This window comes from Nonomuraea sp. KM90, from assembly GCF_052246675.1.
Classification (GTDB): Bacteria; Actinomycetota; Actinomycetes; order Streptosporangiales; family Streptosporangiaceae; genus Nonomuraea.
Map to the genome: position 1 here is coordinate 69146 of NZ_JBQQCB010000033.1, position 23126 is coordinate 92271.

The following is a 23126-nucleotide window of genomic DNA, read 5'->3' on the forward strand; positions in this document are numbered from 1 at the left end:
CCGCCTCCCCCTCAGTGGGGGCCGATGATCTCCGTGCCGCAGGGGCCGCCGCCGACCGCCGCCTCGAGCCGGACGGGCTCGCCCGACATCGTCAGCGTCGGGTAGTACTCGGCGATCCGCTCCGCCGAGCGGCCGACGTAGTGGCAGATGAAGCTGCGCCGGAAGCGGTCCTCCGTGCTGTTCGGCTCCGAGCCGTGCACCAGGCTGCCGTTGAAGAAGAGCACGTCGCCCGGGTTCATGTCGACGGGCACCTTCTCCAGGCCGGGGGGCGGGGGGACGTACTCGCGGGTGAACGAGACGTCCTGGTCGGCCTCCTCCGGGCAGAACAGGTCCATCAGGTGCGTGCCCGGGACGACCTCGAGGCCGCCGTTGGCCCGGTCGACGCGGTCGAGCGCCACCCAGGCGGCCACGCAGGTGCCCGGCTCCACCCGCAGGTAGAAGTTGTCCTGGTGCAGCGCCTGGCCCCTGGCGCCCGGGGGCTTGAAGTAGAACATGCTCTGGGCTGCTATCGGCTCCTCGCCCAGGAGGTCGCGGAGTATCGCGGCGAAGCGCGTGTCGAGCAGGTAGCGCCGGGCCACGTCGTTCACCTGGTGGGGGTGCATGATCCGGGGATAGTCGCGCAGGATGTCGTACGGCTGCCCCGGTTCCTGCGGCTGCGGCGAGAAGTGACCCGGGATCGGGCCCCGGGCGTGCAGCGCCATGAACTCCTCGCGCAGCTCGGCCACCTCCTCCGGGGCGAGGAGAGCGGGCACCAGCACGTACCCCTGATCGTGGAAGTCGTTGAGCCTCATGTCTCTCACGCTAGAGAGCCGGATCGTGCAACGGTATGCCCATGACCGCTGAGGACCTGTCTGTTCCTGCTGCCGACCTGATGATCGTGGGCCACTACGACAAGGCGCCCGGCTACGCCACGCGCCGGGCGGGCGGGTCTCCCAGCTGGCTGCTGCTGTGGACCGAGGCGGGGGCCGGGTACGTCGCGCAGGGCGGCGCGTCGCGCGAGGTGGGGCCGGGTGACCTGGTGGTGCTGGGGTCGGGGGTGGCCCAGCACTACCGGGTGCCGCCGGGGGCGGAGCGGTGGCGGTTCTGGTGGGTGCACTTCCAGCCGCGGGCGTCCTGGGCGGCGTGGCTGGCGCCGTATGCCGGGGACGACGGCTGCCATGTGGTGGCGGGCGTGCCGCAGACCGTGCACGGGCGGATCGACCTGGCGTTCCGGCGGGCGCTCCGGGACGCGCGGTGGACGCCCGACACGCCGGTTCCCGCCGCGCCGCGCGGCCCGGCCGTCGTGGTCGGCGGGGCCGCGCGGGAGCTGGTCATGGGGGCCGTGGAGGAGGTGCTGGTGCTGGCCACCGCCTCGGCGCGGCCCGCGGGGCGGGGCGAGGAGGGGGACGAGCGGGTGCGCCGCGTGCTGGCGATCATCGCGGCCGAGCCGGGGGCGCCGCACTCGGTCGCCTCGCTCGCGCGCACGGTCGCGCTCTCGCCCTCCCGCTTCGCCCACCTGTTCGCCGAGGAGACCGGCCAGACGCCCATGCAGGCCGTGCGCCGGGCCCGGGTGCGGCACGCCGCGAGCCTGCTGGAGGTGACGGACATGGACGTCGGGCAGGTGGCGGCGGCCTCGGGCTTCGTCAGCCCGTTCCACTTCAGCCGGGCCTTCAGGAAGGAGTACGGCCTGCCGCCCCGCGACTACCGCGCCCGCTTCCGCCCCTGAGGTCCCGCAAGGCTCTGACCTCGAAGGTTAACCAGAACTTCAGCGGAATGTCCCCCCGCGAACGCTCTGCGCAACCGGGCGCCCGTCAGGCTGTCGCCGCAGGTTACGCCACCCCCACGTAAGGACCCCCATGATCACCCGGCGTGCGCTTCTCGCCGGGGGCCTCGGCCTGGCCACCTTCGCCGCGACGGGCGAGAGCCCCGTGCGCGCGGCGGCCCGGCGCGTCCCCCTGACCGACCCCTTCCAGCTCGGCGTCGCCTCGGGTGAGCCCACGCACGACGGCGTGGTGTTGTGGACCCGGCTCGCCACGGATCCGCTCGCGCCCGACGGCCTGGGCGGCATGCCGGATCGCCGGGTGCCGGTGCAGTGGCAGCTCGCCCGAGACGAGAACTTCCGGCATGTCGTACGACGCGGCGTCCAAGAGGCCCGCCCCGGCGCGGCCCACAGCGTGCACGTCGAGCTCGACGGCCTCGACCCCGGCGCCGAGTACTTCTACCGCTTCCGGGCCGACCGCGAGATCAGCCCCGTCGGCCGCACCCGCACCACCCCCGCTCCCGGCACCCGCGGCACGCCGCTCAACCTGTCGTTCGCCTCGTGCGCCGACTACCAGTCCGGCTGGTTCACCGCCTACCGCAGGATGGCCGAGGACCAGCCCGACCTGATCGCCTTCCTCGGCGACTACGTCTACGAGTACGGCGACTACCGGCACCCCGTCCGCGACCAGGCCGGCGGCGAGTGCCTCGACCTGGCCGGATACCGCCTGCGCCACGCCCAGCACAAGGCCGACCCGGACACCCGGCTGGCCCACGCCGTCGCCCCCTGGGTGGTGGTGTGGGACGACCACGACGTGGAGAACGCCTGGGCCGGGGAGGTGCCCGAGCAGCCCGACGCGTCGTTCCTGGATCGCCGGGCCGCGGCGTTCCGCGCGTACTACGAGAACATGCCGCTGCGCCGCGCGCAGAGGCCGGACGGGGCGGCGCTCAGGATGTACCGGAGCATCCGGTGGGGCGCGGTCGCCAACCTGCACCTGCTCGACACCCGCCAGTACCGCGACGTGTACGCCTGCACCGGCAAGAGCGGCACGGTCGGCCCCGACTGCCAGGAGCGTTTCGCGCCGAACAGGACCATCCTCGGCCGGGAGCAGGAGACCTGGCTCGACGAGCGGCTCAGACGCTCGCGCGCCACCTGGGACCTGCTCGGCCAGCAGGTCTTCCTCATGGAGATGGACTGGATCAACGGCGAGGGCAAGGGCTACTCGAACGAGGGCTGGGACGGCTACGTCGCCTCCCGCGACCGCCTGACCGCCGCCATCGAGGGCCACGGCCGCAACGCGGTCGTGCTGACCGGCGACGTGCACTCCCACTGGGCCGGCGAGGTCAAGCGCGACTACCGGGACCCCGGGTCCGCCTCCGTCGCCGTCGAGCTGGTCACCACGTCCGTGACGAGCGCGGGCGACGGCCTCGACGAGTACCCGAACACGGGCACCCTGCTGGCGGAGAACCCGCACGTGAGGTTCTTCAACGGCCGCCGCGGTTACGTGCGCGCCAGGCTCACCCAGCAGGAGATGAGCGTCGACTTCCGCTCGGTGTCCCGGGTCAGCGAGCCCGGCGCCCCCGCGTACACCTCCGGCTCCTTCGTCATCGAGCCCGGCAGCCCCGTCCTCAACCTCGCCTAAGAGCCCGCCCAGACGTCCACGTGGCCGCCGCTGCGCCAGTAGACGTTGCCCTCACGTGACAGCAGGTCCTCGTCCACCAGGTAGCGGCGCAGCGCGGCGTAGTCGTCGTGGAAGGCGCGCAGGGCCACGTTCACGTCCTTCTCCGCGTAGCGGACGCCGGGCTCGAAGACCGTCGCGATGTAGCGCAGCACGACGAGCCGCTTGTCGCGCCGCATCGCCAGGGTCGTCAGCCGCCCGTCCACCAGGAACGTGCGCAGCACCCGCTCCTCGGGGCTCAGCTCCTGCGCCGGCTCGGCCCGCGCCCGCAGCAGGTCGCGGAAGCGCTCGGGCGTGGCCCGCCACGCGCCGCTCTCGTCGCACTCCGCCAGGCCGCCGCCGGCCAGCTTCCGCAGCGACTTCGGGGAGAGGTCGTCGGTGACGCCGAGCACCAGGGAGGCGAAAGTCCTTAGTGTGTCGTCCTGGTAGAGCAGCCCCAGGACGCGCCTGATCTCTTCGTCATTCACCCCTACCATTTTGTCCCATGATCACAGCATTAGTGCTGGCGGCCTCGCTCGCCGTCCCGAACAACTTCCTGCTGTACGAGAAGGCCGCCGCCAAGAAGGACAACGACCCCGAGACGAGCTGGTCGGCCAGCGGCAAGACGTCGGCCCGGCTGGTCGTCAACCCGTGCCAGAAGGCCAGGCTGGGCCAGGCGGGGCGGACGTCGGCCAGGACGCTCATCCACACGGCGGTGCCCGACTATTCCAAGTCGGAGCAGGTGATCCTCTACGCGTCGGCGGCGGCCGCGGGCAAGGCCATGCGTGACCTGGAGGCCGCCGTACGCGCCTGCGGGACCTCCGGCTACCGCTACTCCGCCGCCGCGATCAAGCTGGGCGACAAGGGACTGTCGGTCATCGGCCAGGCGTATCAGGGCAAGAAGCCGGCCATCGGTGGCGAGCGGGCCATCGTGACCCGCCGGGCGAACGCCCTGATCCTCTACACCGTGTCGGGCGAGTGGGGCAAGCCGGCCGCGGCCGACTTCAAGCGGCAGACGCAGGACAGCAAGCGCATGCTCGCCAAGGTCTGCACCATCGCCGACTGCTGATTGCCGGGAATGTCTCGATCTTGGGACATTGTCATGACACGACCCCGACGTTTCTCGGTCGAAACTGAATCGACAGGCCTGTGCCGGAACGCCCTTGCCAGTCCGTTCCGGCACACGGCTTGTCGCTCTCCCTACAGCCGGTTCAGCCCCTGGACGTGCAGGACCGCGCGGCCCTCCTCGTCGGAGGCGGCCAGGTCGACCTGGGCGTCGATGCCCCAGTCACCGTCGCCGGCCGGATCCTTGATCGTCTGTCGCACCTTCCACAGCCCGCTCTCCTCCTCGATGCGCAGCAGCGCGGGCCCGCGCGCGTCGGCGTCGGTGAAGATCTCCTCGTGGTCGGCGTAGTAGGCGTCCAGCGCCGCGCCCCAGTCGACGTCGGGAGCGAGCTCCGCCAGCTCCTCCTCCTTCTCCACGGCGCACAGCTCGACCAGCCGGAACATCGCGTTGCGCACCAGCACCCGGAAGGCCCGCGGGTTGGCGGTGACCGGCCGCACCTTGGCCTCGAGCTGCTGCTGATCCTCCAGCGCCGCCGCCGGGTTGGTCAGCTTCTCCCACTCGTCGATCAGCGAGGAGTCGACCTGGCGGACCAGCTCGCCGAGCCACTCGATCAGGTCGACCAGGTCGTCGGTCTTGAGGTGCTCGGGCACCGTGCGCGACAGCGTCCGGTAGGCGTCGGCCAGGTAGCGCAGCACCGTGCCCTCGGAGCGGGCCAGCTCGTAGACCTGGATGTACTCGCTGAACGTCATGGCCCGCTCGAACATGTCGCGCACCACGGACTTCGGGCTCACCGTGTAGTCGCCCACCCACGGGTGGCCCCGCCGGTAGGTCTCGTAGGCGCCGAGCAGCAGGTCGTCGAGCGGCATCGGGTACATCACCTCTGCCAGCTGCTCCATGCGCTCCTCGTATTCGATCCCGTCGGCCTTCATCTGCGCGACGGCCTCGCCCCTGGCCTTCTTGAGCTGGGCGGACAGGATCTGGCGCGGGTCGTCGAGGATCGACTCCACGATCGAGACCACGTCGAGGGCATAGGAGGGCGACTCGCGGTCGAGCAGGTCGAACGCCGCCAGCGCGAACGTGGACAGCGCCTGGTTGAGCGCGAAGTCCTCCTGCAGGTCGATCGTCAGCCGGGCCCGCCGGCCCTGCTCGTCGGGCTCGGTGAACTGCTCCACGATGCCGCCGGCCAGCAGCGACCGGTAGATGGCGATGGCCTGGCTGATGTGCCGCCGCTGCCACTTGCGGTCCTCGTGGTTGTCGGTCAGCAGGTGCTTCATCGCCTGGAAGCAGTCGCCGGGGCGGTTGATCACCGCGAGCAGCATGGCGTTGCTGACCTTGAACCGGGAGTTGAGCGGCTCGGGCTCGGCATCCTGGAGCTTCTGGAACGTGTCCTCGCTCCAGCCGACGAACCCCTCCGGCGGCTTCTTGCGGGCGTAGCCGCGCCGCCGCTTGGGGTCGTCGCCGATCTTGGCCAGCGCCTTGGCGTTCTCGATGTCGTGCTCGGGGGCCTGGCAGGCGACGTAGCCGATGGTGTCGAACCCGGCGCGGCCGGCCCGGCCGGCGATCTGGTGGAACTCGCGGGCGCGCAGCCGGCGCACCTTGTTGCCGTCGTACTTCGACAGGGCGGTGAACAGCACCGTGCGGATCGGCACGTTGACGCCGACGCCCAGCGTGTCGGTGCCGCAGATGACCTTCAGCAGCCCGGCCTGGGCCAGCCGCTCGACCAGCCGCCGGTATTTCGGCAGCATGCCCGCGTGGTGCACGCCGATGCCGTGGCGGACCAGCCGCGACAAGGCCCGGCCGAAGCGGGTGGTGAAGCGGAAGCCGCCGATCATGGCGGCGATGGCCTCTTTCTCGGCCTTGGTCGCCATGTTGATCGACATCAGGGCCTGGGCCCGCTCCATGGCCGCGGCCTGCGTGAAGTGCACGACGTAGACGGGCGCCTGGCCGGTCGAGAGCATCTCCTCCAGCGTCTCGTGCAGCGGGGTCATCCGGTAGGAGTAGACCAGCGGCACCGGCCGCTCGGCGTGCTTGACCACCGAGGTCGGCCGCCCGGTGCGCCGGGTCAGGTCGCGCTCGAACATCGACACGTCGCCGAGCGTGGCCGACATCAGGATGAACTGCACGTTGGGCAGCTCGAGCAGCGGCACCTGCCACGCCCAGCCGCGGTCGGGCTCGGCGTAGAAGTGGAACTCGTCCATCACGACCTGGCCGATGTCGGCCCCCGCGCCGTCGCGCAGCGCCACGTTGGCCAGGATCTCGGCCGTGCAGCAGATGATCGGCGCGCCCGGGTTGACGCTGGCGTCGCCGGTCATCATGCCGACGTTCTCGGTGCCGAAGACGGCGCACAGGTCGAAGAACTTCTCCGAGACCAGCGCCTTGATCGGCGCGGTGTAGAACGTGCGCTGGTCGCGCGTCAGCGCGGCGAAGTGGGCGCCCGCGGCCACCAGCGACTTGCCCGAGCCCGTCGGCGTGGCCAGGATCAGGTTGCTCCCGGAGACCACCTCGATGAGGGCCTCCTCCTGGGCCGGATAGAGCGTGAGCCCCCGCTCGGCGTTCCAGGCGACGAACGCGTCGAAGATTGCGTCGGGGTCGGCGTCGATCTCTTCGGGCAGGCGGTCAACGAGTAGGCTCACACACCTATCCTGCCGAAGTTTGCCGGGTGGTCGAACCGGTGGCGGCGAAGTTCGTAAAGGTCTGTGCCAGATCGAGCTGGAGCAGCGCGGTGTCGATCCACCGCCCGTGCTTGAACCCGACGGCCGTCAACCGGCCCACCGGCTGGAAACCGAACTTCTCGTGCAGCCGCGTCGAGGACGGGTCGCCCGAGTCGGCGATCACCGCGATGAGCTGGCGGGCCGGGGTCTCGCGGGCCCGCTCGACCAGCGCGCCGAGCAGCAACCGCCCGAGCCCCCGCCCGGTGTGGCCGGGGGCCAGGTAGATGGTGTCCTCCAGGGTGTGGCGGTAGGCGGGCTTGGGGCGATATTGGGCGAGGTAGGCGTATCCGGCCACCTCGCCGTCCGCCTCGGCCACCAGGAACGGCAGCCCGGCCCCGGTGATGCCCGCCGCCTTGGCCCGCCAGTCGTCGAGCGAGAGCGGCGTCTCGTCGAACGTGGCCACGGTGGTGGTCACGTAGTGGGAGTAGATGTCGGCGACGGCCGGGAGGTCGGTTCCGGCGAGGGCACGGATCTTCGTCATGCCGCAATTTTCCTCAACGGGAGATGACGCGCGTGTTTCCGGGTCCTCACGGGGTCGCGGTGGGCACCTCCCATTCGAGGAGGCCGGCGGAGAAGTCGTTCCGCAGGCGGGCCACGATCCGCAGGCCCTTCGTGGTGACCGGGTCGAAGGTGACGCGGTTGACCATGTCCGGGGCCACGCCGTAGCCGGAGGGCGAGGTGACCGGGCGCCACTGGTCGCCGTCGAGCCAGCGCAGCTCCCACGACGCCGGGACGCGGCAGCGGCCGATGCCCGTGTCGTCGAACCAGTAGACCGCGCAGCCGGCGATCCGCCTGGGCTCCCGGTAGGCGTACTGCACCCACTCCTCGGTGCCCAGGTGGTCCCACCAGGTGAAGCGGGGGATGCCGTGGTCGGCGGAGCTGCTGGGCCACCTGCCGTCGTACAGGGCGAGCATGGAGCCCTCGGCGTGCGAGGCGGACGCCTCGAACTCGGGCAGCGTCCACTCGTGCGCGTCCGGGCCGTTCCCGGCGACCGGGAACGAGGTGATGCGCAGGCGGGCGGCGCCCATGGGGATCAGCCGGACCTCCTCCACCGGGCTGTCCGTGCGCGCCGGGCTGTCCTGCAGCTCGCGGACCACGCCCTGCGGGTCCGCCTGCCAGTTCCCGATCCTCCTGGCGCGGGCGCGCAGCTCCAGCGGGGCCGTCCGGGGCGTGAAGGGGTTGTCGGGGAGCGGGCCGCGCCGCCGCACCAGGCGCAGGCGGCCGGGCTGAGGCCGGTCGAGCGCGTAGTTCCAGGCCGTCTCGGGGAAGACCTCGAACTCGGGCCAGTCCGGCGTGCCGCCGGTGCGCCGCCAGCTCTCGCCGATCGCCAGGGAGAAGGTCAGCGGGCCGTGGTCCACCGAGACGGAGCCGTGGTTGCGCGTCCAGGTGCGTACGGACGTGCGCATCGGCAGCGTCAGCTCCACCCGGTCGCCCGCGCGCCAGGTGCGCTCGACGACGACGTAACCCGCGCCGTCCGTGGCGACCGGCTGGGCGCGCCCGGCCACGCGCAGCGCGGGGTTCCGGCACCAGCCGGGGATCCGCAGGTAGAGGGGGAAGGCGACGGGCTCGGCGGTGGCCACGGTGAGCCGGATCGTCTCGTCGAACGGGTAGCCGGTGCGCTGGTCGATCGTCACCTCCTGGCCGCCGGCGACGCGGGCGGTGACCGTGGAGTCGGCGTACATCGAGGCCGCCAGGCCCCGGTCGTGCGTGGCGAGCCAGAGCTCCTCGGCGTAGTAGGGCCAGCCCATGCCGTAGTTGTGCGGGCAGCAGCGGTAGTCGTGCACGCCCGGCAGGTACGCCTCCATGCCGAAGCCGTTCTGGAACTGGCCGTAGAGCTTGGCCGTCCGGTCGAGCCGGACGCTGTTGGCGCTGGTGATGTAGTGGACCGACTTCTGCTCGGGGTCGAAGGCGGCGGGCATGGAGTTGATCGCCAGCTCCTCGCACCTGTCGGCCCACACCGGGTCGCCGGTGAAGCGCGTCAGCATCTCGAAGCTGTGCATGAACTCGACGATCCCGCAGGTCTCGAAGCCCTGCCGGGGGTCGTCGAAGCCGTCCCTGGTGTTCTCGTCGCCGGCGAACCCGCCCCCGGGGAACTGCCCGAACTGCCCCATGACGGTGGCGTAGTTCCGGTACGTGGCCTGGGCGAGGGCCGGGTCGCCGGCGAGCAGGCCGTACTGGAGCGGCTCGCGGAAGCCCTGCGCGATGTTGACGTTGTGCCGGGTCGGCAGCCCGTTCACGTAGTCGGCCGAGCCGGAGTGCATCTTGCGCACCAGGTCCAGCAGCCAGCCCTCGCCGGTGCGGTTGTAGAGCCAGTAGACGCTGTCGATGTTGTCGCCCCAGCGGAAGGCGCCCCAGCTCCGGTTGAAGACCTCGGCGGGCTGGGCGGCCTGGAGCCGGAAGTATCCGGCCATGAAGGGCAGCACCCGCTCGTCGCCCGCGTACTCGTACCAGGAGCGGAACGCCGACAGCAGCGGCATCCCCGGCCAGAAGTCCGGCCCGCCCTCCAGCGAGGTACGCAGCCGCGCCGGCCCGAACCAGCCGTCCGGCTGCTGGGTGGCGATGATCCCCGTCAGCCACCGCTCGGTCTTGGCCAGGGCGGCGGCGTCGCCGGTCACGTACGCCAGGTCGCCGAACCCGCGCAGCCAGTACGGCAGCTCCTCCCAGGCCCCCCGGTCCGGGTGCACCCAGCCGCAGGTGTCGTAGGCCAGGAAGTCGGAGACCTCGTCGTAGCGTCCGCAGAGCCCGCCGAGCTGTAACCGGAGCTGATGTCCCAGCCAGCCGCGTGCCCGCACGGCGCCGGGCGGCAGCCTGAGGAACGGGGTGGGGGAGAGGGGCGCGCGGTTCGGGGCGTACAGTCCGCCGCCGGTGGAGGCGGCCGGCCGTTTGACGAACCGGACCCGCGTGCCGTCTCCGGGTCCCTCCGCCAGGGCGGGGCCGCCGGCCGCCAGTGCCGCCGCCGTGACCCCGCCCGTGACGAGGAACCTGCGCCGCCCGATCGATGCGTCGTGCTCCATGTGGCCTCCCGCGCCTCGCTGAACCGCTCGACCGCAGGAAATATCAGAGAAACGATCTGGTCAAGACCGAACCGATCTGATTCAGTCAGAAACGTGCGGAAAGCGCCGACCGAGTATGTCCATAAGCGATCGCTATCCCCGCGTCCGCGGCACCGTCATCAGCAGCCCGCCGAGCAGCGCGAGCACCGCCAGGAACGGCCCGCCGCCGGGCGCGAAGCCGCCGACCGTCAGCGTCAGCACCCCGCCCCCGACCAGCCCGGTCGCCACGAGCGCGGCGCGCGGCCCCCCGGTCCCGTACGGCAGCGCCGGCGGCGTCTCGAACCGGGCGAACCCCTTCACCAGCGGCCACAGGACCAGGCACAGCAGCCCGAACCAGACCGGCCAGCCGGCGAACCACAACACGCTGCCCGGCCGCGGCGTGTCCACGCCCAGCAGCACCACCGTCACCCCGGTCACCGCGAACAGGGCCGGCATGTGCCACAGGTACACCGTCATGATCCGCGGGCTCGCCCACGCCAGCAGGCGGGCCGTGGGCAGCCGGAGCAGCGCCGGGCGCAGCAGCGTGGCCAGGCCGATCTGACCGAGGCCGACGGCGAGCATGGCGAGCGTGGGCGGGGCCATGTTGGACACCTCGGCGCCCGGCAGGCCGATCATGCTGCCCGGGTACGGGCCCTGGGTCACCAGCAGCGCGGCCGCGCCGAACCCGCCCACCACCAGCAGCCACGGCCGCCGCAGGCGCCCCTCGGCGTAGAAGAAGCCGAGCTGGTGCACGGCCAGCCAGACGAACAGCACGTTCAGGTAGCCCACGGCCTCGAACCCGGTCGCGAAGCGGGCCACGTCCACCAGCACCGCCCCGGCCGCCAGCACGGCGGGCACCCGCCAGCCGTACCGCTCGTGCAGGCGCAGCGCGTACGGGGTGGCCGTGACGGCGATCAGGTACACGGCCAGGAACCACAACAGCTGGCCCGTGAGCTTGGCGCCCACGTCGAGCGGCTGCTCCGGCACCCCCAGCGTGAGCAGGATGTGCGGCAGCGGGATCCACACCGCCGCCAGCGGCAGCAGCGGCCAGGCCAGCCGGCGCAGCCGGACCGCCAGCCACAGCGGCGCGGCCTTGTCCGACCGGCCGAAGCTGATCGCGTTCGCCGCGCCGCCCGCGAAGAACACCAGCGGCATCACCTGGCTGATCCACGTCACCACCCACACGCCGGGCGTCGACAGCGCGTTGCCCGTGGTCAGCCGGTCGCCGTCGTAGGACAGCACGGGTATCGTCCAGTGCTGGAAGACGATGAGCGCCATGCCGAGCACGCGCAGCAGGTCGATGAACGGATCGCGGCCCGCCGGACGCGCACCTGCCGTACGGCGCGGCTCCGCGGGAGCGGCGATCGGGCGGTCCAGCAGGACGGTCATGGGAGCCTCGCTTCACGGGGGGAGCTGATGCCTCAAGGCTTCCGTCCGGGGCCTGCGCGCACATTGCCGCGAGCCGCCGTTCTCGTGTCCAGGACCCACCACCGGGCCAGGTAGGGCTGGCCCTACCCCCGCACACCTGCGCACCCGCTCGTGCCGCTCGCGGCGACGTCATACCGTTGGGCCATGCGCTCCCTGATGAGGCGTGTCCTCCTCGACACCCGCTACACCCTGGTCGGCCTGCCGACGACGCTCATCGGCTTCGTGCTCATGATCGCGGGCTTCGCCGCCGGCCTGGGCACCGCGGTCGTGTGGATAGGCGTGCCGCTGCTGGCGGGCACGCTGATGCTCGCGCGGGGTTTCGCCGACGCGGAGCGCGGCTGGCTGTCCGACGTGCTCAAGCGGCCCCCCGTACGGCCGCGCTACCGGCCCGCCCCGCCCGGCGCCGGCCGGTTCCGCCGGCTCGTCAACCCGCTGATGAGCGGGCAGTCCTGGCTCGACCTGCTGCACGGCATCCTCAACCTGCCGTTCGCGATCCTCGCGTTCGTGCTGACCGTCGTGTTCTGGTCGATCCCCCTGGCGGGGCTCACCTGGCCCCTGTACGGCATCATCACCTCGCGCATCCCCGGCAACTCCGAGCTGCCCGAGCTGCTCGGCATGGGCGACGGCTACCTGGTCAACTCGATCTTCTACGTGTCCCTCGGCGCCGTCTTCGCGCTGATCATGCCCTTCGCGGTGCGCGGCGCCGCGCTGCTGCGGGCCGGGCTGGGCCGGGCGCTGCTGACCGGCGTGGCCGAGCTGCAGGAGCGCATCGACGACCTGGCGGAGGGCCGCGCCGCCGCCGTCTCCGCCGAGGCCAACGCGCTGCGCAAGCTGGAGCGCGACATCCACGACGGGCCGCAGCAGCGGCTGGTATCCCTGGCCATGGAGCTGTCGAGGGCGCAGCGCCAGCTCGCCAAGGACCCCGAGGCCGCCCAGGCCACGATCAAGTCCGCGATCACCGCCACCCGCGAGACGCTCGACGAGCTGCGTGCCCTCTCCCGCGGCATCGCCCCGCCGATCCTGTCGGACCGCGGTCTGGCGCCCGCGCTGGCCGCCCTGGCCGGGCGCTGCACGGTCCCCGTCGACCTCGACGTGCAGACCGTGGAGCGCTACCAGGCCGCCGTCGAGAACGCGATCTACTTCGTCTGCGCCGAGACCCTCACTAACGTGGCCAAGCACAGCCGGGCCACCGTCTGCACGGTCCAGCTGACCCGCATCGGTGGCGTCCTCATGCTCTCCATCGGGGATGATGGGGTCGGCGGCGCACACGTCGCCAAGGGACATGGTCTCGCCGGGCTGGCCGACCGGCTCCGCGCCGTTGACGGGGAGCTGAGCGTGCACTCGCCCGACGGCGGGCCCACATTGATCGTGGCGGAGGTGCCGTGCGGGTAGTCGTGGCCGATGACGCGGTCCTGATCAGGGAGGGCCTGGTCAGGCTGCTTGAGGAGTTCGGCTGCGAGGTGGTGGCCACCGTGGGTGACGGCGACGCCCTCGTCGAGGCGATCGCCGAGCACAGGCCGGACGTGTCGGTGGTGGACGTGCGGATGCCGCCGTCCTTCACCGACGAGGGGCTCAAGGCGGCCGTGGAGGCCCGGCGCCGCGTGCCGGGGGCGCCCGTGCTGATCCTGTCGCAGTACGTCGAGGTGTCCTACGCCGACGACCTGCTCGCCGACGCCAGAGGCGCGGTGGGCTACCTGCTGAAGGACCGGGTCGTCGACGTCGACGAGTTCCTGGAGGGCCTGCGGCGGGTGGCCGCGGGCGGGACCGTGTTCGATCCCCAGGTGGTGTCCCAGTTGATGGTGCGCAGGCGCAAGGACGACCCGCTGGCACAGCTCACGCCGCGCGAGCGCGAGGTGCTCGGGCTGATGGCCGAGGGGAAGTCGAATCCGGCCATCGGACGGCAGCTCGTGATCAGTGACGGGGCCGTGGAGAAGCACATCCGGAGCATCTTCAACAAGCTCGGCCTCTACGCGGAGGACAGTGACCAGCATCGCCGGGTGCTCGCCGTACTGACCTACCTGCGTTCCTGACTCTTGAGTTGTGCTGACCCCTCGGGCTGGCCCGCCGTCGAGCGGGGCGGCTCCGCTCGGCGGTCCCTCCTTGCCAGTGAGGGGTCGCTGGCCGGTCCGCGCGGCATCGCGCGCGGACCTGGCCGCTCGGGGTTCTAGCCGAGCGCGTCGACCAGCTTCTTGCGCTGCTGGGCGCCCAGGCCGCCGAGGCGGCGCTTCTCGTCGACGCCCGCCTCCTCCATCAGCGCGGTGGCCTTGGCCGGACCCACGCCCTTGACGGCGCGGAGCGCCTGGGAGACCTTGATCTTCTTCGCGATGTCGTCGTCGCGCTCGAGCAGCTGAGCGAACGTCAGCTCGCCCGCCTTGACCTTGGCCAGGAGGGCCGTGCGCGCGGCACGGGCCTCGGCGGCCTTGGCCAGAGCGGCTTGACGCTGCTCGGGGGTGAGAGTGGGAAGTGCCATCTCAGTTCTCTCCTCGGGGAGTTACGTTCGGGTTCTTGTTACCCGTGGTGCAGTGGCTAATCATGGCGGATACCAGCGGTTCGTGTTGCGGAAAGCGCCCGCTCAGCGTGCAGACCACACCGACGCGGCCGCTTCGGCACAGGCCACGTCCTGCGTGACGGTGCCTCCGCTGACCCCTATGCCGCCGACCACGCGTTCTTCCTCACCGTAGCCCGACCAGAGCGGGACGCCACCTCCGAAGCACACGAAACGGCCGCCCGCCAGGCCCGACAGCTCCCCTCCCGGAGCGGTCAGCGCGGGCAGGTCGGAGGTGGATCGGCGCAGGGCCACGGAGGTGTACGCCTTGCCCTGCGCGAGCACCGGCCCGGAGATCTCCGCACCGTCCATACGCTGGAAAGACACCAGATTCCCGCCCTCGTCCACGACCGCGACGGAGATCGACGCGCCCTCGCGGAACGCCTGCTTCAAGGCCGCCTCCGTCATGCGGAGCGCGAGTTCGAGATTCACGCGTGCATCCCTCTGGTCATGATTTGTTTCGCGCATTGGACCCTTCCATGCGTACCGTCCGCGGCCGGGCCCGGCAAGATCATCAAGGTGACCTTCTGATCGGAGGCGTTATAGCGGCCTTTATCCCTCCAAGGTGGAATGCGTCACACTTTGCTGCTCGGGCGTGTCGCGACCCTGGTCAGGGTGGCTTTTCCGCCAGAGTTCGAGGCCCTCGGTCGTGAGGAAAGCGTCGAAGACCGACTCCATGGCGCCGAGGAGCGAGCCGCGCCAGCCCAGCGCCGAACCCTCGATCCTGGGCGGCCGGTCGCGGCGGATCGCCATGAGGCCCGGCTCGTACGCCTCCAGGAGGGCCCGCCCGGCCCGCTCCCACAGCTGCACGCCGTGCCCGGACAGGGTGACCACCTCGGGGTCGTGGGCGTTCACGAGGGCGGCGATGCCGCGTCCCAGCGCCCTGGCGGTGGCCTCGACCGCCTCCGGGCTCGTGGCCAGCACGTGCTCGGCCTGCTCGCGTCCCCTGCCGCCGCCGTAGGCGAGGCCGACCTGGCGGAGCAGGGCGTTCGCGCCGACGTCCATGCCCCAGCAGCCGACCGCGCCGCACGGGCAGAGGCGGTCGCCGCCGGTCAGCGGCATGTGGCCGAACTCGGCGCCGGTGCCGCCCGCCCCGGCGACCGGCCGGCCGTCCACGACCAGCACGCCGCCCAGGTCGAAGTCGACGTGCAGGTGCAGGCCCACCCCGACGCCCTGCAACCGGCCCCGCCGCGCCTCGGCCAGGGCGGCCAGCGCGGTGTCGTTGCCGACGACGGGCGCGCCGAGACCTTCGGGCGCTACGTCCCCGCCGGGGGAGGGGGCGGTCAGGAGGGCGGGGACGTCGACCGCGCGCCAGCCCAGGTGGGCGATGTCCACCAGGCCGCCGTGGCGGACCGGGCCGGCCAGCGCGACCCCGACGCCGATCACCCGGTGCCCGAGGCGGCGTCCGTGGGTGGCGATGGCCGCGCCGAGGGTGCCGAGCGCGCCCTGCGGCGTCCCGTCGTGCGGGCGCACCTCCAGCACCGTGACCCGCCCGCCCAGCTCGCACGCCGCCAGCTCCCACGCGTCCTCCCGCACGTCCACGGCCAGCGCGACCGGCCCGGACGGATGCGGCCCCGGCACCTGCGTCGGCCGCCCGCGCGTGTGCTCCGGGGCCGGCTCCTCGTGCAGCAGCCCGTCCTCCACCAGCCCCGCGACGAGCACCGAGGCCGTGCCCCTGGCCAGGTGCAGGTCGCGGGTGAGCTGGGACCTGGTGCGGGCGGCCCCGCAGTCGTGGACCGCGCGCAGCAGCCTGACCCGGTTGTGCGCGCGAAGCTCGCCACTCGTCGTAGCTCCATTCACGAACACAGTTTATGCTCTAGCCGTGAACAAAAGCCTCACTGATGCCAGACGAGCACGTGTCGCAGTTTTTGGGTTCTTCTTCCTTGCCGGTTTTGTCATGGGTTTGTGGGCGGCCGGGCTGCCGTCGCTGAACGACCGGCTCGAGCTCGGCCCCGCCCGGCTGGGCAGCGTCCTGCTGCTCATCTCGGGCGGGGCGCTCGTGTCGATGCTGGTGGCCGGGCCGCTGGTCGACCGGTGGTCGAGCCGGCGGGTGTGCTGGTTCGCCGGTCCGTTCTCCGGCCTGGTGCTGCTCGGGCCCGCGCTCGCGCCCTCGTACTGGGCGCTGGCGGCGCTCGCGGTGCTGTTCGGGATGGGGCTGGGGGTGACCGAGGTCGCCATGAACGCCCACTCCGTCGAGGTCGAGCGCCGCTACGGGCGGCCGATCATCTCGGCCTTCCACGGCACGTGGAGCCTCGGCGGCGCGGCGGGGGGCGGGCTCACCTCCCTCGTGCTGCAGGCCGGGCTGGACCCGCAGGCCCTGCTGATCGCGGCGGCGCTCGTGGTGCCGTTCCTGTACGTCCCGGCGGCGCGCCTGCTGCTGCCCGACCCGCCCGAGCACGCCGCCTCCGCCGAGTCCGCCTCCGGCTCGGGGAACTCGCTGCGCTGGGGGCTGATCGCGCTGCTGGGGCTGGCCGCGTTCGCCGGGCACCTGAGCGAGGGGGCGGCCATCGACTGGGCCGCGCTGCACGCCCGCTGGGTGCTGGAGACCGATCCGGCCATGGCGCCGCTGGCGTACACGATCTTCTCGGTGGCCATGACCACCGTGCGGCTGCTCGGGGACCCCATCAGGGCCCGCCTCGGATCCGTGCGGACGATCCAGCTCGCCGGGCTGTTCGCCACCGCCGGGTACGTCCTGGTGCTCGTCTCGCCGCTGGCGGGGGAGAGCCTGCGGGTGGCGTGCGCGTGGACCGGGTGGGCGCTGGCCGGGGTCGGGCTGGCCACCGTGGTGCCCGTGCTGTTCAGCGCCGTGGGGGCGGCCGGTGGCCGGGTCGGGCGGGCGCTGGCCATGGTGACCGCCTTCGGGTACAGCGGGTTGTTGCTGGGGCCGGCCGTGCTGGGGTACGTGGCCGAGGCGACGTCGTTGCCGGTGGCGCTGATCATCCCGGCCGTGCTGGCCGCCGTGGTCACGCTCACCGGCTCCCCGGCCATCCGCGCGCTGCTCCGCCTCTCCGCCCCGGCCGCCGCCGGTCCGGGCGCGGTCTCCGGTGCCGCCGCCGGGCGGGACCCGGGTGCCGGCAGCGAACGCGGGCACGAGGTCGCACCCGAGCCCGCTCGCGACTGACCCGCCTGGCAGGTCCCGCCGCCGCCCGTCCGCGTCCCCGTCGCGGGGCGGGTGGCGGCGGAGGCGGCGGGGTCCTTTACCTGCCGTAATTTGCCAACATGGCCCCTGAGCTGGTGTTATGCGATCGTGACTTGACCTGCAAGTTACATCCAGGTTTCATGTCCCCCACACGGTAAACGTTTACAGATTGCCTTCCGTAAACGTTTACACCTCAGGGAAGGACAGTCTTGGCCGACGGACCCACGATCAACACGATCGCCGAGCGCGCCGGTGTCTCGATCGCCTCCGTCTCGCGGGTGCTGAACGGCCTGCCGACCAGGCAGGAGACCGTGCGCAAGGTGATGGCCGCCGCCGACGAGCTCGGCTACGTGCGCAACGCCGTGGCCAGGTCGCTCAAGTCGCGCCGCACCCACCAGGTCGCCTTCGCCATGGCGGACGTCGGCAACCCCGCCTACCTGGCCATGCTCCGCGAGATCCAGCCGGTGCTGAAGGCCGCCGGATACCGCCTCGTCCTGCACTCCACCGACGCCGTCGTGGCCGACGAGATCGACGTGCTGCACAGCCTGGGCGAGCGGTACGTGGACGGGCTGATCATGAGCCCCCTGCGCGTCACCGAGGCCCACCTCGAGATGCTGGCCGCGGCCAGGGCGCCCGTCGTGATCATCGGCTCGGTCCCCGAGGGGACGCGCGTGGACAACGTACGCGCCGACTCGCGGACCGGCGTCAGGCTGGCGGTCGATCACCTCTACTCGCTCGGCCGCCGCCGCATCGCCATGATCAACGGCCCCCTCGACACCGTGCCCGGCGCCGCCCGCGGGGCCGCGTACCGGGAGGCGCTGGCCGACCTCGGCCTGGCCTACGACGAGAACCTCGTGCAGATCGGCGACTTCTACCGCGCGGAAGGGGGCCGGGCGGTGGCGGAATTGCTCGCCCGGGTGCCCGACGTGGACGCGCTGATGTGCGCCAACGACCTGATCGCGCTCGGCGCCCTCGACGTGCTGCGCGCCGCGGGCAAGCGGGTGCCGGAGGACGTGGCGGTGGTCGGCATGGACGACACCGACCTGGCCGCGGCCTCGTGGCCGTCGCTGACCAGCGTCTCGCTGGGCTCCGCCGAGCGCGGCAAGGCCGCCGCCGAGCTGCTGCTCGACCGGCTGCAGGGCGGCGACCGCGAACCCCGCCTGGTCACGGTGCCGCCGCGCCTCGTCGTACGGGCGTCCACGGCCGGGTCCGAGGCCATCGAGTACGAGCGCACGGATCGGAAGGAGGGCGGGGCGTGACGGCGACCGTGACGAGACCGGCGCCCCCGCGGAGACCGCGGGCCAAGCGCCGCGGGATCTCGCGCGAGACGCGGGAGATGTGGCTGCTGATGCTCCCGGCGATGGTGCCGGTGCTGCTGTTCAGCGTGGGCCCGCTGCTGTACGGCATCGGCCTGGCGTTCACCGACGCCCGCAACACCCGCGTCCACGAGACGAGCTTCGTGGGCCTGGAGAACTTCGTCCAGCTGCTGTCCGACGACGACTTCTGGTCCTCGTTCCGGATCGGCGCGATCTGGGCGGTGTCGGTGACCGTGCTGCAGTTCCTGGCCGCGCTCGGCCTGGCGCTGCTGCTCAACCAGAACCTGCGCTTCAGGAGCGTGGCCCGGGTGCTGGCGGTGGTGCCGTGGGCGATGCCGCCGGTGGTCATCGGCCTGATGTGGAAGCTCGTCTACCACCCCGACGCGGGCATCCTCAACGACGTGCTCGGCACCGACATCAACTGGCTCGCCGACTTCTCGCTCGCGCTGCCCGCGATCATCGTGGTCGGCATCTGGACCGGCATGCCGCAGACCACGGTCGTGCTGCTGGCGGGCCTGCAGGGTGTCCCCAAGGAGCTCTACGAGGCGGGCGAGGTGGACGGCGCCGGTCGGTGGCGGCGGTTCTGGAACATCACGCTGCCCCAGCTCCGCCCCGTCATCGTGGCGATCACCTCGCTGGACTTCGTCTGGAACATCAACCAGTTCGGCCTGGTCTACGTGCTCACGCAGGGCGGGCCCGGCGGCCAGACCCGGCTGCCGATGTTGTTCGCCTACGAGGAGGCGTTCAGGTATCGCTTCGCCGGTTACGCCTCGATGCTCGGCCTCGCGATGGCGATCGTCGTGCTGGCGGTGCTCGGGCTCTACCTGTGGCGGCAGATGAGGGAGGCCAAGTGATGGGGCGCGTCTCACAGTACGCGGCGCTGCTGGCGTACATCGTCTTCCTGGCGTTCCCGCTGGTCTGGCTGCTATCCACGGCGCTGAAGACGCCGCAGGAGATGGCCATGGCGGATCCCACCTGGATCCCGCGCGACCCCACGCTGGCCAACTTCAGCGATGCGTTCGGCGAGCAGGACCTCGTCGGCGCGGCCACGCGGAGCCTGGTCGTGGCGTTGTTCAGCAGCGTGATCACGGTGCTGATCTCGCTGCCCGCCTCCTACGCGATGGCGCGCTACCGCAGCCTGGTCAACAAGATCGCGATCGGGTGGGTGCTGGTCAGCCAGGTGTTCCCGTTCATCCTGATCATCATCCCGCTCTTCATGATCCTGCGCGACCTGGAGCTGGTGAACACGCTGCCGGGCCTGGTGGTCGTGCACGTGACGTTCACGCTGCCGTTCGCGCTGTGGATGCTGCAGGGATACGTGCGCGCGGTGCCGCGCGAGCTGGAGGAGGCGGCGTCCGTGGACGGCGCGACCCGGCTGCGCGCGATCGTCAGCGTGGTCGCCCCGCTGCTCGCGCCCGGCGTGGTGGCGACGTTGCTGTTCTCGTTCATCTCGTCCTGGAACGAGTTCATGTTCGCGCTCGTGATCCTCCAGGACCCCGACGTCATGACGCTCCCGCTCACGCTGGTGAGGTTCACCGGCCCGGAGGGAGTGGCCAGGCTCGGACCGCTGGCCGCGGCGTCGCTCATGGCGACGATCCCGAGCCTGATCTTCTTCGCAATCATCCAGCGGCGATTGAAGTCCGGCCTGATGGCCGGCGCCGTCAAGGGCTAGGAGGCTCATATGCGAATCAAGTCCGCTTTGGCGGCGGCGGCGCTCCTCACGCTGGCCGCCGCGTGCGGCGGGGGAGGCGGTGGCGAGCCGTCGTCCGCGCCCAACGAGCCCGTCAAGCTCAATTTCCTCAGCCTGGCGTGGCAGAAGGAATCCGTCGCCGCGAACAAGCAGCTCGTGGACGAGTGGAACAAGGCCAACCCCACCATCCAGGTCACCTACGTCCAGGGCAGCTGGGACAACGTCAACGACCAGCTCGTCACCCAGTTCGCCGGTGGCACGGCGCCCGACGTCATCCACAACGACTCGCCCGCGCTGTCCGGCTTCGCCAGTGACGGCTACCTGCTCGACCTGAGCGACAAGCTGCCCGCCGAGCTCAAGAGCGACATCCCGCAGTCCGCCTGGGACACCGTCACCTTCGACGGCGGCAAGGGCGAGCAGGGCGTCTACGGCGTGCCGTTCCTGCAGGAGTCGCAGGTCATCATCGCCAACAAGAAGCTGCTGGACGAGGCCCAGGTACGCGTCCCCACCGCGGACAACCCGTGGACGTGGGACGAGTTCTCCGAGGCCGCCAAGAAGATGACCAAGGGCGGCGCCTTCGGCGTGGCCTGGCCGATGAAGTCGCCGGTCAACAAGACGCTCAACCTGGCGCTCAACTTCGGCGGCACGTTCTTCCAGACGGCCGAGGGCAAGACCACCGTCAAGGTCGGCCCCGAGGAGCGCGAGGTGCTCCAGCGCATCCACGACCAGCTCTACAAGGACAAGTCCGCCGACCCGGCCGCCCTCGGCCAGGGCACCGCGGACCCGCTGCCCGCGTTCTACAAGGGCAAGTTCGCGCTGCTCCCGGCCGGCGTCTACCTGCGCCAGCAGGTCGTCGAGCAGGCTCCCGAGGGGTTCGAGTGGGTCACCCTGCCCGCGCCCAAGGGCACCAGCGCCCAGCAGGGCGCGGTCTCGCAGACGCTGTCGATCGCGCAGGACAGCAAGCACCCCGACGAGGCGATGAAGTTCATCTCGTTCTTCCTGAACGGGCCGAACCAGGCCAAGCTCGCCAAGGGCGACTGGCTGCTGCCGACTTCCCAGACGGCCGCCGCCGACCCGGCGATGACCACGAAGGACAACGGCTGGGACGTGGCCACCGCCTCCGCGAAGAACCTGGTCGTGGCGCCGTTCCTGAAGGTGAACGGGTTCGACGAGTGGAAGAGCAAGGTCGCCACTCCGGTGCTGCAGGAGTACTTCGCCAATAAGATCACCATCGACGAGGCGGCCACGAAGCTCGTCCAGGAGGGCAACGAGGTGTTGGAGCGGTACCAGCGTTGACTTCGTTGAGGGAGAGAGCCCGGGGGTGCCTGCTCGGCCTGGCGGCCGGCGACGCCCTCGGGGCCCCGGCCGAGAACCTGTCGCCGGCGGAGATCCGCCGGCGGTGGGGCAGGCTCACCGAGATCGAGGGCGGGGGCACCGATGACACGGAATACGCCATCTTCGCGGCCTCGCTGCTGGTACGGCACGGCCACGCGCTGACCGCCGCGGACGTGGCGGCGGCGTACCGGGAGGAGATCATCCCCCGGGTGACGGGCCCGATGCGCGGCGCCGGCTTCTCCGAGCTGGGCACCATCGAAGCGCTTCGCCGCGGGCTGGAGCCGCCGCTGACCGGGCTGGTGCACTCGCACGGCTGGTCCGACGGGCTCGCGATGCGGGCCGCGCCCTACGGGATCTTCTGCCCGGGCGATCCGGCGGAGGCCGCCCGGCTGGTCGAGCAGGACGGGCTGGTCAGCGGGTCGGGCGAGGGCATACTCGGCGGCCGCGCGGTCGCCGGGGCGGTGGCCGCCGCGATGGGCGGGGCCGCGCCCGGCGAGGTGGTGTCGGCGGCGCTGTCGGTGATCCCGGCGGACTCGTGGACGGCACGGAACCTCGTACGCGCCCGCGCGGCGCTCGGCCCGTCCCCCGACCCCGGCGACCCCGACGTCATCGAGGCCCTGCACGAGGCCGTCGTGGTCAGGCACTACCCCTGGACCGACGTCGCGCCCGAGGCCGTCGCGCTGGCCCTGGCCGCCTTCCTGGCCGCGGACGGCGACGTCGAGACGTCCGTGACCTTCGGCGTGAGCCTGGGCCGCGACGCCGACACGATCGGCGCCATCGCCGGTGCCGTGGCCGGGGCCGGGCGGGGAGAGGGCGGCGTGCCCGCCCGCTGGGCCGCCAGGATCGGGGCCGTGACGGGCAAATGCCTGCCCGTCGTGGCCGGAAGACACGTGCTGGACACCGCCGACGAGCTCGCCGACGAACTCGCCGACGAACCGGCGGGAGGGCTGTAGATCGCAATGTCGGGGGACAGAATCAGGGGAGCCTTCGCCGGGCTCGCCACCGGCGACGCGGCCGGGTGGCCGGCGGCCAGGCACCGGGCGGCGCTGCACGCGCCCTGGAGCCGCCGCCTGCACCGCGAGCTGGACGCGTTCGCCGAGGAGCACCGGGTCACCACGTTGCCGGTGCCGTTCGCGCTGAACCAGCCGGTCGCGCCGCTGCGGATCGGGCCGTCCGACGACGCCGAGTGGCTCGCGTGGACGGCGCTCACCATCGACCGGCCCAGGGCCGGGGCGTTCAGGGAGCTGATCGCCCCGGACGGGGAGTCGCCGCGCGTCAGGGCGCGCATCTCCGTGGCGACCGCGCTGGACAACCTGGCCAGGGGCGTCGAGCCGCCCGCTTCCGGGCACGACAACCCGCACCACTTCGACGACGCCGCCGCCGTCAGGGCCGTCGCGTTCGGGGCCCTGGGAAGGGACCCCGCGCCGGACGCCCAGGTGACGAACGCCGGCGACGGCGTGCTGGGCGCC

The 23126-nt window shown here is 71.9% G+C and carries 21 protein-coding genes; 12 read left to right on the plus strand and 9 right to left on the minus strand.

Annotated elements, in window-relative coordinates:
• Window positions 1–11: 11 nt before the first annotated feature.
• A complete protein-coding gene (locus tag ACTWPW_RS28970; RefSeq protein ID WP_375109850.1) occupies window positions 12–791 on the minus strand; it encodes a phytanoyl-CoA dioxygenase family protein in 780 nt (259 codons plus the stop codon).
• 41 nt (window positions 792–832) lie between these two features.
• Here ACTWPW_RS28970 and ACTWPW_RS28975 point away from each other — a divergent pair, with 41 nt between their 5' ends.
• On the plus strand, window positions 833–1705 hold the full coding sequence (locus ACTWPW_RS28975; protein WP_443170497.1) for a helix-turn-helix domain-containing protein: 873 nt from the start codon (window positions 833–835) through the stop codon (window positions 1703–1705).
• Between the two features lie 130 nt (window positions 1706–1835).
• Entirely contained in the window at window positions 1836–3380 is a 1545-nt protein-coding gene (locus tag ACTWPW_RS28980; RefSeq protein WP_443170498.1) for an alkaline phosphatase D family protein, read from the plus strand.
• On the opposite strand, the gene ACTWPW_RS28985 is transcribed toward ACTWPW_RS28980, so the two are convergent.
• A complete protein-coding gene (locus ACTWPW_RS28985; RefSeq protein WP_364129577.1) occupies window positions 3377–3883 on the minus strand; it encodes a DUF2087 domain-containing protein in 507 nt (168 codons plus the stop codon). The two genes, ACTWPW_RS28980 and ACTWPW_RS28985, sit on opposite strands and share 4 nt — an antisense overlap.
• Window positions 3884–3900: 17 nt before the next feature.
• On the opposite strand from ACTWPW_RS28985, the gene ACTWPW_RS28990 reads away from it, so the two are divergent.
• The gene (locus ACTWPW_RS28990) at window positions 3901–4464 is read left to right on the plus strand and encodes a hypothetical protein (protein ID WP_443170499.1); all 564 of its coding nucleotides are present in this window, start codon (window positions 3901–3903) and stop codon (window positions 4462–4464) included.
• Window positions 4465–4595: 131 nt separating this feature from the next.
• On the opposite strand, the gene ACTWPW_RS28995 is transcribed toward ACTWPW_RS28990, so the two are convergent.
• The 4 genes from ACTWPW_RS28995 to ACTWPW_RS29010 all read right to left on the minus strand — a co-directional run bounded on the left by ACTWPW_RS28995 (window position 4596) and on the right by ACTWPW_RS29010 (window position 11593).
• Window positions 4596–7094, minus strand: coding sequence for a DEAD/DEAH box helicase (locus ACTWPW_RS28995; RefSeq protein WP_443170500.1), 2499 nt, complete (start codon window positions 7092–7094; stop codon window positions 4596–4598).
• Between the two features lie 4 nt (window positions 7095–7098).
• Window positions 7099–7653 (minus strand): GNAT family N-acetyltransferase, encoded by a 555-nt coding sequence (locus ACTWPW_RS29000; RefSeq protein ID WP_443170501.1) that lies wholly within the window; start codon window positions 7651–7653, stop codon window positions 7099–7101.
• 46 nt (window positions 7654–7699) lie between these two features.
• Complete coding sequence (locus ACTWPW_RS29005) at window positions 7700–10186, minus strand: beta-L-arabinofuranosidase domain-containing protein (RefSeq protein ID WP_443170502.1); 2487 nt, start codon at window positions 10184–10186, stop codon at window positions 7700–7702.
• Between the two features lie 132 nt (window positions 10187–10318).
• Window positions 10319–11593, minus strand: coding sequence for an acyltransferase family protein (locus ACTWPW_RS29010; protein ID WP_375109857.1), 1275 nt, complete (start codon window positions 11591–11593; stop codon window positions 10319–10321).
• Window positions 11594–11776: 183 nt separating this feature from the next.
• On the opposite strand from ACTWPW_RS29010, the gene ACTWPW_RS29015 reads away from it, so the two are divergent.
• Complete coding sequence (locus tag ACTWPW_RS29015) at window positions 11777–13024, plus strand: sensor histidine kinase (RefSeq protein ID WP_375109858.1); 1248 nt, start codon at window positions 11777–11779, stop codon at window positions 13022–13024.
• The gene (locus tag ACTWPW_RS29020; protein WP_375109859.1) at window positions 13015–13662 is read left to right on the plus strand and encodes a response regulator transcription factor; all 648 of its coding nucleotides are present in this window, start codon (window positions 13015–13017) and stop codon (window positions 13660–13662) included. The genes ACTWPW_RS29015 and ACTWPW_RS29020 overlap by 10 nt, the downstream gene beginning before the upstream one ends.
• Window positions 13663–13796: 134 nt before the next feature.
• On the opposite strand, the gene mihF is transcribed toward ACTWPW_RS29020, so the two are convergent.
• The 3 genes from mihF to ACTWPW_RS29035 form a co-directional block, all read right to left on the minus strand.
• Window positions 13797–14102, minus strand: a complete 306-nt coding sequence (gene mihF / locus ACTWPW_RS29025) for an integration host factor, actinobacterial type (protein WP_043641121.1) — start codon at window positions 14100–14102, stop codon at window positions 13797–13799.
• A gap of 102 nt (window positions 14103–14204) precedes the next feature.
• Window positions 14205–14609 (minus strand): GlcG/HbpS family heme-binding protein, encoded by a 405-nt coding sequence (locus ACTWPW_RS29030; RefSeq protein WP_443170503.1) that lies wholly within the window; start codon window positions 14607–14609, stop codon window positions 14205–14207.
• 120 nt (window positions 14610–14729) lie between these two features.
• Window positions 14730–15977 carry an ROK family transcriptional regulator gene (locus tag ACTWPW_RS29035; RefSeq protein ID WP_443170504.1) on the minus strand — a complete coding sequence of 416 codons (1248 nt, stop codon included), beginning with the start codon at window positions 15975–15977 and terminating at the stop codon, window positions 14730–14732.
• Between the two features lie 22 nt (window positions 15978–15999).
• Here ACTWPW_RS29035 and ACTWPW_RS29040 point away from each other — a divergent pair, with 22 nt between their 5' ends.
• The 7 genes from ACTWPW_RS29040 to ACTWPW_RS29070 form a co-directional block, all read left to right on the plus strand.
• Window positions 16000–17298: an MFS transporter gene (locus tag ACTWPW_RS29040; RefSeq protein WP_443170505.1), complete on the plus strand. Its 1299-nt coding sequence runs from the start codon at window positions 16000–16002 to the stop codon at window positions 17296–17298.
• A 227-nt stretch (window positions 17299–17525) separates the two neighbouring features.
• On the plus strand, window positions 17526–18575 hold the full coding sequence (locus tag ACTWPW_RS29045; protein ID WP_375109863.1) for a LacI family DNA-binding transcriptional regulator: 1050 nt from the start codon (window positions 17526–17528) through the stop codon (window positions 18573–18575).
• Window positions 18572–19486, plus strand: coding sequence for a carbohydrate ABC transporter permease (locus ACTWPW_RS29050; RefSeq protein WP_375109864.1), 915 nt, complete (start codon window positions 18572–18574; stop codon window positions 19484–19486). Before ACTWPW_RS29045 ends, ACTWPW_RS29050 begins: the two co-directional genes overlap by 4 nt.
• Complete coding sequence (locus tag ACTWPW_RS29055; RefSeq protein WP_375109865.1) at window positions 19486–20304, plus strand: carbohydrate ABC transporter permease; 819 nt, start codon at window positions 19486–19488, stop codon at window positions 20302–20304. The genes ACTWPW_RS29050 and ACTWPW_RS29055 overlap by 1 nt, the downstream gene beginning before the upstream one ends.
• A gap of 9 nt (window positions 20305–20313) precedes the next feature.
• Window positions 20314–21618: an ABC transporter substrate-binding protein gene (locus ACTWPW_RS29060; RefSeq protein WP_375109866.1), complete on the plus strand. Its 1305-nt coding sequence runs from the start codon at window positions 20314–20316 to the stop codon at window positions 21616–21618.
• 5 nt (window positions 21619–21623) lie between these two features.
• Window positions 21624–22610, plus strand: coding sequence for an ADP-ribosylglycohydrolase family protein (locus tag ACTWPW_RS29065; RefSeq protein WP_375109867.1), 987 nt, complete (start codon window positions 21624–21626; stop codon window positions 22608–22610).
• Between the two features lie 6 nt (window positions 22611–22616).
• On the plus strand, window positions 22617–23126 hold a 510-nt coding region (locus ACTWPW_RS29070), incomplete at its 3' end, for an ADP-ribosylglycohydrolase family protein (RefSeq protein WP_443170506.1).